This is a genomic window from Ensifer sp. ENS06 (genome assembly GCF_014852205.1).
Classification (GTDB): domain Bacteria; phylum Pseudomonadota; class Alphaproteobacteria; order Rhizobiales; family Rhizobiaceae; genus Ensifer; species Ensifer adhaerens.
On sequence record NZ_JACVBC010000002.1, the window covers coordinates 16,026 to 29,749 of the forward strand.

Genomic DNA, 13,724 nt, shown 5'->3' on the forward strand with positions numbered 1-13,724 from the left:
GCCCGATGACCGATTCTGACGCCGGCACCTACCGCGGCGCGACGATGCCCTGGTAGTAGTCGCCATCACCGCCGACGACCCGCGGCGGACCATTGTAGGTTTGTGAACAGGCGGCCAGCGTGGTGAGCGCAAGCAACAATACGATCGTTCTCATGAAGTCCCCTTCTGGCCTGCATGCCGGCTATGTCCTTGAGACTTGGGAGAATCTGAGGCGGAGCCGGTTAGAAAACAAGTACTAAAATGGTGGTATAACAAAATCTATGATCGTTGAAGATGCAATCTTCAACGATTGCCGCCCGCTATGGGGCGGCAATCCGGACACGGTCAACAATGGATGAATAGGTCGCCTAGATCGGGCGCTGCCGGTTGGTCTGTTCGCGCTCTCTCCAGTACTGCAGCCGAAGTCGCGGCGCCATGATCCAGGCGATGAACGGCGTGACGAGGAAACAGCTGACGACCACGATCGGGATCGCATATTTGGCGTTGGCCGTGAGGGCCGGTACCGACAGAACGATCAGGATCCCGATGGCGAACAGGATGGCGTTGATCATCAGGCCGACCATGATCGCGAGTTGCAGGCGGACGGACATTTCGACCTCCCGAAGCTTCGGGGCGCTACGCCCCTTAAGCGTGCATTTGCGCGGCGGATTGTAGCAGACCGCTCTCATTCGCGAAATGGTGGAGTTCGCGCGGCGTCTCGCCCCTGTCGCGGGCGCAAATCTGCTCTATGCTTTTAGGCGAGCGATTGAAGACGCACGCGCCGGCCCGGCAAGGCTCGGGGAACGTGGTCGATCCGCGCTCGCCCAAAGGAGATCGCATGACGAGCCCATACGAAACGCTCGGTGTCAGCCGCGACGCGACGCAAAAGGACATCCAGAGCGCCTATCGCAAGCTTGCCAAGAAGCTGCACCCGGATCTCAATCCGGGAGACAAGGGCGCGGAGGACCGCTTCAAGGCGGTTTCAGCGGCCTATTCCTTGCTTGGAGACGAAGACAAACGCGGAAAATACGATCGCGGAGAGATCGACGAGACCGGAGCGGAAACGCCGCCCCGGCACTACTACCGCGACTATGCCCAATCAGGCGATGCGGGGGCACGTTACGAAAGCGCGCATGGCTTTTCTGATTTTGCCGAAGCGGACGATATCTTTTCGAGCTTCTTTTCACGGCGCGCGGGCGGGCAGCAGCAGCGCCAGCGCGGTCGCGATACCCATTTCTCGATGGAGATCGCATTTCTCGACGCGGCGAACGGCACCAAGACCCAGATCACCCTGCCCGGCGGCGGACCGGCGCTCGACCTGACCATTCCGCCCGGCACGCGCGATGGCCAGACGCTGAGGCTGCGCGGCAAGGGAGAACCGGGGCGCGACGGCGTACCGGCCGGCGACGCGCTGATCGACATTCGCGTCCGCCCGCATCCGCTCTTTGCCACGGATGGTGACGACGTGCGCTACGAGGTGCCGATATCGCTGAGCGAGGCCGTGCTCGGCGGCAAAATCCGCGTTCCGACGATCGATGGTGCCGTGAACGTTTCGATCGCTCCGCACACCAACACGGGCAAGACGCTGCGGCTGAAGGGCAAGGGACTGCACAAGCCGGGCGGTGGCCATGGCGATGCCTATGTCAGCCTGAAGATCGTGCTGCCGCAGGCCCCCGACCCGGCGCTTTCCGCCTTCGTCGAAGGCTGGGCCGCCGGCAAGACGGAAGATCCGCGCAAGGGCATGGGAGGATGACCTATGAACGACCGTGAATTTTGCGAACATCTCGATATCGAGGTCAAGGTTCTGCGCATCTGGGTCGAGCAGCGCTGGCTGATGCCCCAGGAGGCTGACGCCGGCTGGCTGTTCGAGGATGCCGACCTTGCGCGCGCGCGTCTGATCCAGGATCTGACGGGCCCCATGGGGGTCAATGACGACGGCGTCGACGTGGCCATGCAACTGCTCGACCAGGTCCACAGCCTACGGGGTCGCCTAGCGGTGTTGATGAACGCCATTCGCTCCCAGGAGCCGGCGGTTCAAAAGCTCATCTTATCGAGCGCCGAGGAGGATTAGGCAACGGCCGCCTCGTTCAGCAGCCCGATCGTTTCGGCGACAAACAGGGTATCGACGAACTCCGTAAGGTCGACGATCCGATCGTCCCGGAACGTGAACTTGTCGATGATCTCGGTTCGCTCGCGGGTCTGCGACGGGATGAAGCGAACAAAGCCGGCGCGGTGGACGATGACGGTATCGCCATCGGCATAGCAGCCGACCATCTCCATCTCGCTCAGGTCCCAGTTCTTGACGAGCGTCGAGAAACTGTCGCGCACTGTTTCCGGCGTGTTGACGGCCAGTGCCAACGTGCCGAGCCTGCCGCTTCCCACGATGCGGAAGCTGAAGTCCGGATCAAGTTGCGCCATCATGGTGTCGAGGTCGTTGACATCGCGGGCGAGATAAAGGGCCCGCACCCTGAATTCCAGCATGCTTCGCTCAGTCATGACAGCCTCCCCGTTTCTATTAGAACGAGTGTGTTTTAACTTTAGCGATCGCGCAAGTATTAGTGGTGTTCCGGCCCGCTTCGCACCGGTCGCAGTGACCATCGTTAGAGTTTTCCTAAAATGCAACCACCAGTTTTTACCCGCCTTCAGGTGAAACTGAGCGACAAGAATGGATTGCTAACGGGAAGGCAGAGAAAACGTGACACAGGTCGTCACAGTATCCGCAACGACGGCGGCTTATGCGGCAGAAGCGCTGAAGCCGTCTGCACGTGTGCGTGGCGACGGTCCGACCGATGAAGCGATCACGTTGCTCTCGGCGCGGCGCACCGAAGAGCCCAAGTTGACGCCGGTCTCGATCCCGAAGACCAAAGGCGCCCTGCCCCTCTCCTTCATGCTGGCCACGGCCGACGGCCGTCTGCCGGAGCGCTCGGAAGCCGAAGCCCTGCGCCGCTATCTCGAATTCATGCGCGATGACGACGGTGGTTCCGAGAAGCAGGAAAACGGAGGCCGGCAGGATGAGCCCGCCGGCCAGGAGGATGAAAGCGACGCCGCCTGAGGCGGTATCGCAATTTCTCGGGTCAATGATGCTTTTGGCCGCCGGCTGCCTCACCGCCCTTGGCCGAGCCGACCGGGAACGTTGCATCGACCTTGCCGGCCTTTTCGAAGACGAGCGTGACGGGAACCGTATCGCCTTCCTTGAAGGGCGTCTTCACGTCCATGAACATCAGGTGCAGGCCGCCGGCCTTGAGCTCCACCGTTTCGCCGGCCGGCAATGCCACGCCGTCGTCGAGCTTGCGCATCCGCATCACGTCGTTTTCCATCTTCATCTCGTGGATCTCGACACGCGCGGCCGCAGGGCTCTCGACAGCAACGAGCCGGTCTTCACCTGCCCCACCGTTCTTGATCGTCAGGAAGCCGCCGCCGACCTTGGCGCCCGGCAGCATGGCCTTCACCGAGCCACCGGAGATATCGAGATCGCCGACCTTCGCCGAGCCGCCGGCCGCAGCCATATGTCCGCCATGGCCGGCGTGCGGATCGGCGGCATCGGCCATCGTCACCGTTACGGTCGGTGCCGGGCTTTTCAGGTCATGTGCGTTCTGGCCCTCGGCAGCCACCTGGTCCCAGACGACCTTGCCTTCGGTGCCGCAAAGCTGCGTGGTCGGGAAGGCCAGCACTGTCTCCTTGTCGAAGCCCGAGACTTTGCCGCGCACGACAAAGGTGTCGTAGTATTCGTTGGGAAGATTGCCGCCCTTCCATCGGATCTCCAGTGGGCCGGACGAGACCTTCTTGCCGTGATTGTCATAGGTCTTCTGGTAATCGCCCTTGATGATCTCGATTTCCCAGCCGGGCTTCGGCTGCGGTTGGGCGAAAACGAAGCCTTCCGGCAGCTTGATCTGTACTTCCGTCGTCGGCTTGCCGTCGCAGCCATGCGGAATCTGCAGCACCGCCTTGAAGGTGGTCTCCACCGGCGCCGTGTCTTTCTCGAAGGTGGCATGGGCGTGGGCGATGCCGCTTGCGGCAAGGGTAAGGCCGAGCGAAAGCGAAACGATCCTGGTCTTTGTCATGTCGTAATCTCCTGACCACGCGCCGGGCTTTGCCCGATGTCCGGTGGTCCAAGCCGCTTGAATGCGGCAAATTGTATTGGGATGCGAGAGGAGAATTACGAACGCGCTGGAGGCCCGCGCGAAGGCGGCAGCAACCGCAGATGCTGATGGGGCGTCGCGTATTCAGCGACAGCTGCCGAAACCTGCCACGCGCCCGTTTCGGCGCGAACGCTCTCAGTTGGTGGAGCCGGCAGCAGGATAGAGCCCGAAAGACGGCAGGCCTCGCAGACCGGGGCCATCGCCTGGCCCTTGCCGCTTTCGTGGTCGACGCCATCCATGCCGAAGCAGATTTCGGCGATCGTTCCGTCAGGCAATTGATAGGCGGAAATTTCGCCCGGGCTGAGCGTCTTGGCGCTGAGCGGCTTGTGGGCAAAGGTCAGGAAAACGAGCGCAAAGACGGCGATCAGCCGCACTGCTATCCCGAATTTTCCGTCGCGCCCTGTCATGGTTATCCCCGGTATCTGTCTTGGGTTATCCTCAACCGGAGAAGAATGCAAAGGCAGAATTGCCGCACCCTGCCCGGCTGCGTCTTTTGGTCATGCGACAAAAATGTGTTTCGGCGCGACACCGCCCCCTTGCCAAGCTCTGGCCTTCGCCGTTATCTGGAGACGATCTTGTTGGGAGAAGCCGGTTCACTCCGGTGCCGAAGGAGCAACCGCCCCGGAAACTCTCAGGCCAAAGGACCAGCAAGGTGCCGGTAGGACTCTGGAGAGAAGCGTTTTACGCTCGCCGAAGGGATAACAATCTCAGGCAAAGGGACAGAGGGGGCTCGAATCGACGGCGATTGACGCCGGAAGTGTGAGCCGGCGCGGGAGCGCCAGACCTGGAGGCCGGATTTGGAAAACAATCCTCATTTGAAACAGACGCCGCTGCATGCGCTGCACCTTTCGCTGGGCGCCCGCATGGTACCCTTTGCCGGTTACGACATGCCGGTGCAGTACCCCGATGGCGTGATGAAGGAACACCAGCACACCCGTGTTGCTGCCGGTCTCTTCGATGTATCGCATATGGGCCAGGTCATCGTTCGGCCGAAGTCCGGCAAGATCGAGGACGCGGCCCTGGCGCTCGAAAAGCTGGTGCCGGTCGATGTGCTCGGCCTTGCCGAGGGCCGCCAGCGTTATGGCCTCTTCACCAATGCCGAAGGCGGTATCCTCGACGACCTGATGATCACCAACCGCGGCGACCATCTCTTCCTCGTCGTCAACGCCGCCTGCAAGGACGCCGACTTCGAGCTCCTGAAGGCCGGTCTCTCCGATACTTGCGACGTGACGATGCTCGACGATCGCGCGCTGATTGCGCTTCAGGGCCCGCACGCCGAAGCCGTGCTCGGAGAACTCTGGGCTGATGTCTCCGCCATGCGCTTCATGGACGTCGCCGAAGCCGACCTGCATGACGTCACCTGCATCATTTCCCGCTCGGGCTATACCGGCGAAGACGGTTTCGAGATCTCCATTCCCGTTGCCTCCGCCGTCGATGTTACCCAGCGCCTGCTCGAACATCCCGATGTGAAGCCGATCGGCCTTGGCGCCCGCGATTCGCTGCGCCTTGAAGCCGGTCTTTGTCTCTATGGCAACGACATCGACACCACCACGACCCCGGTCGAAGGGGCGCTCGAATGGGCACTGCAGAAGGCGCGCCGCGCCGGTGGCGCCCGCGAAGGTGGTTTCCCCGGTGCCGATCGTATCCTCGGCCAGTTCGCCGCTGGCGCCTCGCGCCGCCGCGTCGGCCTGAAGCCCGAGGGACGCGCGCCGGTTCGCGGCGGCGCTAACCTCTTTGCCGATGCCGAGGGCAAGACCCCGGTCGGCCAGGTGACCTCGGGTGGCTTCGGCCCCTCGGTCGATGGCCCGGTCGCCATGGGCTATGTCGATGCCGGCCATATCGAGAACGGCACCACCCTTTTTGCGGAAGTGCGCGGCAAGTACCTGCCGGTGGCGGTCGCCGCCCTTCCCTTCGTCAAACAAACCTACAAACGCTGATCAGGAGAGAGCGCACATGTTGAAGTTCACTGAGGAACACGAGTGGCTGAAGATCGAAGCTGGTGTCGCAACCGTCGGCATCACCGAGCATGCCGCCGGCCAGCTCGGCGATCTCGTCTTCGTTGAACTGCCGGAAACCGGCTCGAACTTTGCCAAGGGCGATAGCGCCGCCACCGTCGAATCCGTCAAGGCAGCTTCCGACGTCTATTGTCCGCTTGACGGCGAAATCGTCGAAGTGAACCAGGCGATCGTCGACGACCCGTCGCTCGTCAACAGCGACCCGCAGGGTGCTGCCTGGTTCTTCAAGCTGAAGCTTGCCAACCCCAGCGATGCCGATGCCCTCCTCGAGGAAGCGGCCTACAAGGAGCTCGTCGCCTGATGAGCATGCCCAAGGATTTCACGTTTACGGACTACAAGCCGTATGATTTCGCCAATCGGCGTCATATCGGCCCGTCGCCGGCCGAAATGGACGAGATGCTGAAGGTCATCGGTTACCCGACGCTCGATGCGCTGATCGACGACACCGTGCCGCCGTCGATCCGCCAGAAAACGCCGCTTGCCTGGGGCGCGCCGATGACCGAGCGCGAGGCGCTCGACAAGATGCGCGAAACGGCCAACCGCAACCAGAAGCTCGTGTCGCTGATCGGCCAGGGCTACTACGGCACGATCACGCCGCCGGTCATCCAGCGCAACATCCTGGAAAACCCGGCCTGGTACACGGCCTATACGCCCTACCAGCCGGAAATCAGCCAGGGCCGCCTCGAAGCGCTGCTCAACTACCAGACCATGGTCTGCGACCTGACTGGCCTCGACGTTGCCAACGCGTCGCTTCTCGATGAAGCGACCGCAGCCGCTGAAGCGATGGCGATGGCCGAGCGCGTTTCGAAGTCGAAGGCCAAGTCCTTCTTCGTCGACGAAAATTGCCATCCGCAGACGATCGCGCTTCTGAAGACCCGCGCCGAGCCGCTCGGCTGGCAGATCGTCATCGGCAATCCCTTCACCGATCTCGATCCGGTCGACGTCTTCGGCGCGATCTTCCAGTATCCGGGCACCTATGGCCATGTGAACGACTTCACCGGCCTGATTGCCCGCCTGCACCAGACCGGCGCGATCGCGACCGTTGCCGCCGATCCGCTGGCGCTGGCGCTTCTGAAGTCGCCTGGCGAAATGGGCGCCGATATCGCCATCGGCTGCACCCAGCGCTTCGGCGTTCCGGTCGGCTATGGGGGTCCGCATGCGGCCTATATGGCCGTCAAGGATGCACACAAGCGCTCGATGCCCGGCCGTCTCGTCGGCGTCTCGGTCGATGCGCGCGGCAACCGCGCCTATCGCCTGTCGCTGCAGACCCGCGAACAGCACATCCGCCGCGAAAAGGCGACGTCGAACATCTGCACCGCGCAGGTTCTGCTCGCCGTCATGGCCTCGATGTATGCCGTCTTCCATGGACCGAAGGGCATCAAGGCGATCGCCCAGAGCGTTCACCAGAAGACCGTTCGTCTCGCCATGGGCCTCGAAAAGCTCGGCTACACGGTCGAGCCCGATGTGTTTTTCGACACGATCACCGTCGAAGTCGGCAAGCTGCAGGGCATCATCCTCAAGACCGCGGTCGCCGAGGAAGTGAACCTGCGCAAGATCGGCGAGACCAAGATCGGCATCAGCCTCGACGAGCGCTCGCGCCCCGTCACGCTCGAAGCCGTCTGGCGCGCCTTCGGTGGCGACTTCAAGGTGGAAGAGTTCGAGCCGGGTTACCGCCTGCCGCAGCCGCTGCTGCGCACCAGCGAATACCTGATGCACCCGATCTTCCACATGAACCGCGCCGAAAGTGAGATGACGCGCTACATCCGCCGTCTGTCGGACCGCGACCTGGCGCTCGATCGGGCGATGATCCCGCTCGGCTCGTGCACGATGAAGCTGAACGCGACCGCCGAGATGCTGCCGATCACCTGGCCGGAATTCTCGGAGATCCATCCCTTCGTGCCGAAGGATCAGGCGGCTGGCTACCAGCACATGATCGAGGATCTGTCGGAGAAGCTCTGCGCCGTCACCGGCTATGACGCGATCTCCATGCAGCCGAACTCCGGTGCACAGGGCGAATATGCCGGTCTCCTGACGATCCGTGCATACCACCTTGCGCAGGGCAACGCCCATCGCGACGTCTGCCTGATCCCGACCTCGGCGCACGGCACCAACCCTGCGTCGGCCCAGATGGCCGGCATGAAGGTCGTCGTCATTAAGGTCAGCGAGAACGGCGACATCGACATGGAAGATTTCCGTGCGAAAGCCGAGCAGTATGCCGAAAATCTCTCGTGCTGCATGATCACCTATCCTTCGACGCACGGTGTGTTCGAGGAGAATGTGCGCGAGGTCTGCGAAATCGTGCACAAGCACGGCGGCCAGGTCTACATGGACGGCGCCAACATGAACGCCATGGTCGGCCTTGCCCGCCCCGGCGACATCGGTTCCGACGTCAGCCATCTCAACCTGCACAAGACCTTCTGCATTCCGCATGGCGGCGGCGGTCCCGGCATGGGCCCGATCGGCGTCAAGGCGCATTTGGCGCCATACCTGCCCGGCCACCCGGAAACGGACGGCCAGGGCGGCGCGGTTTCGGCTGCTCCCTTCGGTTCGGCCTCGATCCTGCCGATCTCCTGGAGCTACTGCCTGATGATGGGCGGCGAAGGCCTGACCCAGGCGACGAAGGTGGCGATCCTCAACGCCAACTACATCGCCGCGCGGCTGAAGGGCGCCTACGAGGTGCTCTACAAGTCGTCGAAGGGGCGTGTCGCGCATGAATGCATCATCGACACCCGTCCGCTGGTCGAAAGCGCCGGCGTGACCGTTGACGACGTCGCCAAGCGCCTGATCGACTGCGGTTTTCACGCCCCGACCATGAGCTGGCCGGTTGCCGGAACTCTGATGATCGAGCCGACCGAATCGGAAACCAAGGCCGAGATCGACCGATTCTGCGAGGCAATGCTTGCCATCCGCGAGGAAGCCCGTGCGATCGAGGAAGGTCGCATGGACAAGACCAATAACCCGCTGAAGAACGCTCCGCACACGGTCGAAGACCTGGTTGGCGAATGGGATCGCCCCTATTCGCGCGAGCAGGCCTGCTACCCGCCGGGCGCCTTCCGGGTCGACAAGTACTGGTCGCCGGTCAATCGTGTCGACAACGTCTTCGGTGACCGCAACCTCGTCTGCACCTGCCCGCCGCTCGAAAGCTACGCGGAAGCCGCAGAGTAACGACATCGACCGGCGGAGCAGCAATGCTCCGCCGGTTGTTTTCTCCGGCGTGGCCGCGCCCGGACGGATGCGCGCCTGTGCGCTCGACCCCATTCCCCAAAAAAAGTGGCGTGTAATACCGATCGCGTGAAGACAACTGGCCTATCGGCGCGCGCTCATGCCCGGTGGCAGGATTGTGCTTTCGACCCAGAAGCGAATGAACGCTTCGGCGAAGCGACGATATTCGATGACCGAAGACGGCTTTGCCGCATAAGCATTGGCGCCGGCACCGTAGCAGTGAAGCACGTCGGCCGGATTGATCGAGGACGTCAGCACGATGATTGGGATGAGCGCAGTGGCACGGCTCTTGCGCACGCGCCTTAGGAGCTCGACCCCATCGCTGCCGGGCAGCTTGATATCCATCAGCATGTAGTCGAAGTGCCCGCTGGAGAGCTGTTCCACGGCCTCGTCCGCGTCGGTCACCAGGACGAGTTCGATCGATTTGTCGATCTGGGCAAAGGCGCGCATCACGAAACGCGCATCGTGCGCGTCGTCTTCCACCAAGAGCAATCGCTTTGGCGTCGAGGTCACCTTGTTCCGCCCTACTTCGCCTTCCTCAGCCACCTCGGAAGCAACACGATGAAACGTGCGCCTTCTCGGAAGCTCGTGTCAAGGCAGATCGAACCGCCATGGCTTTCGGCGATGCGTTTGGCGAGCGACAAGCCGATTCCCGTGCCGCCATAGACCGTCTCATCCTTGTGCAGCCGCTGGAACACTTCGAAGATGCGCGTCGCAAACCGCGGATCGATGCCGATGCCGTTGTCCTCGACGACCAGTTCCACCGTTTGGTGCAAAACGCTGCCGTGGATGCGGATGACCGGGGGGCGGTCGGCGTGCCGGTACTTGATTGCATTGCCGACGAGGTTCTGGACCAGGCGGCGCAGCAGCTCGGGATCCCCTTCCAGTTCCGGCAGTGGGCCTACCTCGAAGGTTGCGTTTGCGTCGTTTGCGTCACCGGCGAGAATCGTCAGCGTCTCCGAGACGACGTCGCTCAGCCGCACCTGGGTCCAGTCGGTGATGCGATGCGCGATCTGCGCATAGTCGAGCAGGCTGTCGACCACGCGGTTCATGCGGCGGACGCTGTCGCGCAGGTGCCGGGCATTTTCCGCAAGTTCGGACTGATTGCCTGCCTTGAGGTCGTCTTCGATCATCTCGGAGAACATCGAGATGTGCCGAAGCGGCGCCTTGAGATCGTGGGAAACGGTGGCGGTGAACTGATCGAGCGCCTCGTTCTTGTGTTCCAGTTCCTGCCGTTGCCGCTCGAGCGCGAGCTCGGCGCGCTTCAGATCCGTGACATCGACACGCGCGACGACCGTGTTGCCATCCTTGGCCTTGATGTTCTCCACCCTCAGCCAGCGGTCGTCGGCATAGCGGTGGATCTTCGGCTTTCCGTCCGGATAGCGGAAATCGCGCAGACGGGAGGCGATCCATTCGTTGCCTTCGCGCGTCCCCGGCAAGGCGTCCGGGTAGTGACCGCCCTGGCGCGCCAAGAGCAGGATTTCCTCGGCGGTGATGCCGGGCTTGAGTGCCGGACCGGCAGGCCCGCAGATCGCCTGATAGGCCCTGTTATAGACGACCAGCCGTTCCTCCCTGTCGAAGATGGCAAAGCCTTCAGGCATTGCTTCGAGGGCTGCATTCAGCATCTCGGAAGCCTTCTGCCGTTCGCTCACCGCTTCGGTCAGGTCCGAAACGTCTCTGATGATACCGATAAGCGCCAGTTCCTCGCCTTGGTCGTTGATCAGGGGCGTGGTGCGCAGATGCCCGGAAAATGTCGATCCGTCACGCCTGATATAAAGATAGTTCGAAGTCCGGGGGGCGGTTTCGTCCACGCGCGCCGCCCGGTTCTGCAGGCGCTTGGCATATTCCGCATCGGTCGCGTAGATCAGGCGCACGGATCTGTCGATGAACTCCGCGGACGGATAACCGAACTGGCGAAGTGCTGCATTGTTCGCGGAACGGATGATACGCTCGGCGTCGATGATGATCACGGGATCGGGAAACGTTTCGTAGAGCGCCTTGAAGACGAGATCTTCGTTCAACGCCGCCATGTCCCTCTCCCTATTCCATAGATGTGTATCTCAGCAGAAAAAAGGCCCGGCGAAAACCGGGCCGACCTATTCAATTGAAGGAATGGTAAAACTCAGTTGGCGCGCACTACGGCGTCACCCTGTGCCGCAAGTGCGGCCAGATCGGCCGGCTTCAGCTCGACCGATTCGCCACATCCGCAGGCGGATGTCTGGTTGGGATTGTGGAAGGTGAATCCGGAGCGCAGCGTTGTCACTTCGAAATCCATCTGCGTGCCGAGCAGATAGAGCACGGCTTCCGGCGCAATCCAGACCTTGGCGCCCTGATGCTCGATCAGGTCGTCCTTGGGGTTCGGCTCGGTCACGAGATCGACGGCATATTCCATGCCGGCGCAGCCACCCTTCTTGATGCCGACGCGAATGCCCTTGGCATCGGCGCCGGAATTCTCGACGATCGCGCGCACGCGGCCGGCAGCGGCATCGGTCAGGCTCATCACGGCAAAGCCCATGGGCTCATTCTCCTTGTCGTCACCGGGGTAAAGGCCCGGCGCCTTACAGAATCAAATGTAGTATCCGTGCCTTAACGGATCAATACGCGAGGCTCAGTACCACCCGACGGCGACCTGTGCTTCCTCGGACATGCGGTCCGGCGTCCACGGCGGATCGAAGGTCATTTTGACTTCCACACCCGAGACGCCCTCGACGGCGCCGACGGCGTTCTCGACCCAGCCCGGCATCTCGCCCGCCACCGGGCAGCCGGGTGCTGTCAGCGTCATGTCGATCTTGACCATGCGGTCGTCTTCGATGTCGATCTTGTAGATGAGACCGAGTTCGAAGATGTCGGCCGGGATTTCCGGGTCGTAGACGGTCTTCAGCGCCGCGATGATGTCGTCGCTGAGGCGCGCAATCTCTTCGGTTGGGATCGCCGAATGCACGATGCCCTCGCGGACGTCGACCTTTTCTTCCGTTGCATCAAGGCTCATGTCGGCCTCCTGGACTTTCTCTAGTGGTTCAGCAGATTGGGATAAGTCCCTGAACCTTTTACAAACTTCTTAGGCGAAGAACTTTCGTGCATGCTCCAGCGCGTCGACCAGCGCATCGACCTCGGCCCGTGTGTTGTAGAGCCCGAAGGATGCACGACATGTGGAGGTCACGCCGAAACGTTTCAAGAGCGGCTGGGCGCAATGGGTACCGGCGCGAACAGCGACACCGGCACGGTCGATCACCATCGACACATCATGCGAATGAATGCCGGCAAGCTCGAAGGCGAAAATGCTGCCCTTGTCGGGCGTGTTGCCGAAGACCCGCAGCGAATTGACCGACGAGAGGCGCTCGCGCGCATAGGCCGTCAGATCGGCTTCATGCGCCTGGATCGCTGCACGACCAAGCTTGTCCATGTAATCGAGCGCATAGCCAAGGCCGATTGCCTGCACGATCGGGGGCGTGCCGGCCTCGAACCGGTGCGGCGGATCGTTGTAGGTAACATAATCCTCGGTCACCACCTCGATCATCTCACCGCCGCCGAGGAACGGTCGCATCTCCTTCAGCCGGTCCGTCTTGCCGTAGAGCACACCGACACCGGAGGGGCCGTAGAGCTTGTGGCCGGTCATCACGTACCAGTCGCAGTCGATGTCCTGGACATCGACCGGCATGTGCACGGCGCCCTGGCTGCCATCGACCAGAACCGGAATCCCGCGCTCGCGGGCGATGCGGCAGATTTCCTTGACCGGAACAACGGTTCCGAGCGCATTCGACATATGAGTGATGGCGATGAGCTTGGTCTTGTCCGTCAGGCACTTGACGAAATCTTCGACGTGCAACGCGCCGTCGTCATCGACGGGGATCCAGACGAGCTTGGCGCCCTGGCGTTCGCGGATGAAATGCCAGGGAACGATGTTGGAGTGGTGCTCCATGATCGACAGCACGATCTCGTCGCCCTCGCCGAGCTTCGGCATGCCGTAGCCATAGGCGACCGTGTTGATCGCCTCGGTCGAGGACTTGGTGAAGATGACGTTGTCGACCGACGGGGCATTGAGGAAGCGGCGCACCTTTTCGCGTGCCGCCTCATAGGCTTCCGTCGCGGCATTCGACAGGAAATGCAGGCCGCGATGGACGTTGGCGTATTCGTTGGAATAGGCATGGGAGATCGCATCGATCACGACCTGTGGCTTCTGTGCCGATGCGCCGTTGTCGAGATAGACGAGCGGCTTGCCGTAGACGGTTTTCGACAGGATCGGAAAATCCTTGCGGATCGTTTCGACGTCGTAGGCGGGCACCGGTACAGAGTGTTCCATGTCTTCAATCCAATTTCGCCACGTCGCCGCGCGTCCCTGAGGACGCGCTAAGCGCACTGCAACATGTTG

Annotated in this window: 16 protein-coding genes and 1 riboswitch; of the genes, 6 read left to right on the plus strand and 10 right to left on the minus strand. The window is 62.1% G+C overall.

Annotation, left to right across the window (positions count from 1 at the left end):
• Window positions 1-28: 28 nt before the first annotated feature.
• Together IB279_RS37625 and IB279_RS09185 are read right to left on the minus strand one after the other, a co-directional pair.
• On the minus strand, window positions 29-154 hold the full coding sequence (locus tag IB279_RS37625; RefSeq protein ID WP_255380881.1) for a hypothetical protein: 126 nt from the start codon (window positions 152-154) through the stop codon (window positions 29-31).
• Window positions 155-347: 193 nt separating this feature from the next.
• The gene (locus IB279_RS09185; protein WP_060520773.1) at window positions 348-590 is read right to left on the minus strand and encodes a hypothetical protein; all 243 of its coding nucleotides are present in this window, start codon (window positions 588-590) and stop codon (window positions 348-350) included.
• A gap of 227 nt (window positions 591-817) precedes the next feature.
• On the opposite strand from IB279_RS09185, the gene IB279_RS09190 reads away from it, so the two are divergent.
• Entirely contained in the window at window positions 818-1,732 is a 915-nt protein-coding gene (locus IB279_RS09190) for a DnaJ C-terminal domain-containing protein (protein ID WP_112770828.1), read from the plus strand.
• Between the two features lie 3 nt (window positions 1,733-1,735).
• Window positions 1,736-2,050, plus strand: a complete 315-nt coding sequence (locus tag IB279_RS09195; RefSeq protein WP_112770829.1) for a chaperone modulator CbpM — start codon at window positions 1,736-1,738, stop codon at window positions 2,048-2,050.
• On the opposite strand, the gene IB279_RS09200 is transcribed toward IB279_RS09195, so the two are convergent.
• A complete protein-coding gene (locus tag IB279_RS09200) occupies window positions 2,047-2,475 on the minus strand; it encodes a nuclear transport factor 2 family protein (protein ID WP_060600667.1) in 429 nt (142 codons plus the stop codon). The genes IB279_RS09195 and IB279_RS09200 overlap by 4 nt on opposite strands.
• A gap of 199 nt (window positions 2,476-2,674) precedes the next feature.
• Here IB279_RS09200 and IB279_RS09205 point away from each other — a divergent pair, with 199 nt between their 5' ends.
• Entirely contained in the window at window positions 2,675-3,031 is a 357-nt protein-coding gene (locus tag IB279_RS09205) for a hypothetical protein (protein WP_112770830.1), read from the plus strand.
• A gap of 22 nt (window positions 3,032-3,053) precedes the next feature.
• Here IB279_RS09205 and IB279_RS09210 read toward each other — a convergent pair whose 3' ends face one another.
• Both IB279_RS09210 and IB279_RS09215 read right to left on the minus strand, forming a co-directional pair.
• A complete protein-coding gene (locus IB279_RS09210) occupies window positions 3,054-4,040 on the minus strand; it encodes a copper chaperone PCu(A)C (protein ID WP_192339173.1) in 987 nt (328 codons plus the stop codon).
• A 95-nt stretch (window positions 4,041-4,135) separates the two neighbouring features.
• Window positions 4,136-4,525 (minus strand): hypothetical protein, encoded by a 390-nt coding sequence (locus IB279_RS09215; protein ID WP_192339174.1) that lies wholly within the window; start codon window positions 4,523-4,525, stop codon window positions 4,136-4,138.
• Window positions 4,526-4,687: 162 nt separating this feature from the next.
• A riboswitch (glycine riboswitch) is annotated at window positions 4,688-4,775 on the plus strand.
• Between the two features lie 140 nt (window positions 4,776-4,915).
• On the opposite strand from IB279_RS09215, the gene gcvT reads away from it, so the two are divergent.
• The 3 genes from gcvT to gcvP are packed head-to-tail and all read left to right on the plus strand — an operon-like array spanning window position 4,916 to window position 9,298.
• Window positions 4,916-6,055 (plus strand): glycine cleavage system aminomethyltransferase GcvT, encoded by a 1,140-nt coding sequence (gcvT, locus tag IB279_RS09220; RefSeq protein ID WP_060520768.1) that lies wholly within the window; start codon window positions 4,916-4,918, stop codon window positions 6,053-6,055.
• Between the two features lie 16 nt (window positions 6,056-6,071).
• Window positions 6,072-6,434, plus strand: coding sequence for a glycine cleavage system protein GcvH (gene gcvH / locus IB279_RS09225; protein ID WP_034794310.1), 363 nt, complete (start codon window positions 6,072-6,074; stop codon window positions 6,432-6,434).
• Window positions 6,434-9,298: an aminomethyl-transferring glycine dehydrogenase gene (gene gcvP / locus IB279_RS09230; protein WP_112770833.1), complete on the plus strand. Its 2,865-nt coding sequence runs from the start codon at window positions 6,434-6,436 to the stop codon at window positions 9,296-9,298. The genes gcvH and gcvP overlap by 1 nt, the downstream gene beginning before the upstream one ends.
• A 141-nt stretch (window positions 9,299-9,439) precedes the next feature.
• Here the strand turns inward: gcvP and IB279_RS09235 are convergent, their stop codons facing one another.
• The 5 genes from IB279_RS09235 to IB279_RS09255 form a co-directional block, all read right to left on the minus strand.
• Window positions 9,440-9,868, minus strand: coding sequence for a response regulator (locus IB279_RS09235; RefSeq protein ID WP_146749508.1), 429 nt, complete (start codon window positions 9,866-9,868; stop codon window positions 9,440-9,442).
• A gap of 11 nt (window positions 9,869-9,879) precedes the next feature.
• On the minus strand, window positions 9,880-11,385 hold the full coding sequence (locus IB279_RS09240) for an ATP-binding protein (RefSeq protein WP_112770835.1): 1,506 nt from the start codon (window positions 11,383-11,385) through the stop codon (window positions 9,880-9,882).
• Window positions 11,386-11,477: 92 nt separating this feature from the next.
• On the minus strand, window positions 11,478-11,870 hold the full coding sequence (gene sufA, locus IB279_RS09245; protein WP_034794319.1) for a Fe-S cluster assembly scaffold SufA: 393 nt from the start codon (window positions 11,868-11,870) through the stop codon (window positions 11,478-11,480).
• A 93-nt stretch (window positions 11,871-11,963) separates the two neighbouring features.
• On the minus strand, window positions 11,964-12,344 hold the full coding sequence (locus tag IB279_RS09250) for an SUF system Fe-S cluster assembly protein (RefSeq protein WP_034794321.1): 381 nt from the start codon (window positions 12,342-12,344) through the stop codon (window positions 11,964-11,966).
• A 69-nt stretch (window positions 12,345-12,413) separates the two neighbouring features.
• Entirely contained in the window at window positions 12,414-13,655 is a 1,242-nt protein-coding gene (locus tag IB279_RS09255; RefSeq protein ID WP_034794323.1) for a cysteine desulfurase, read from the minus strand.
• Between the last annotated feature and the right edge of the window lie 69 nt (window positions 13,656-13,724).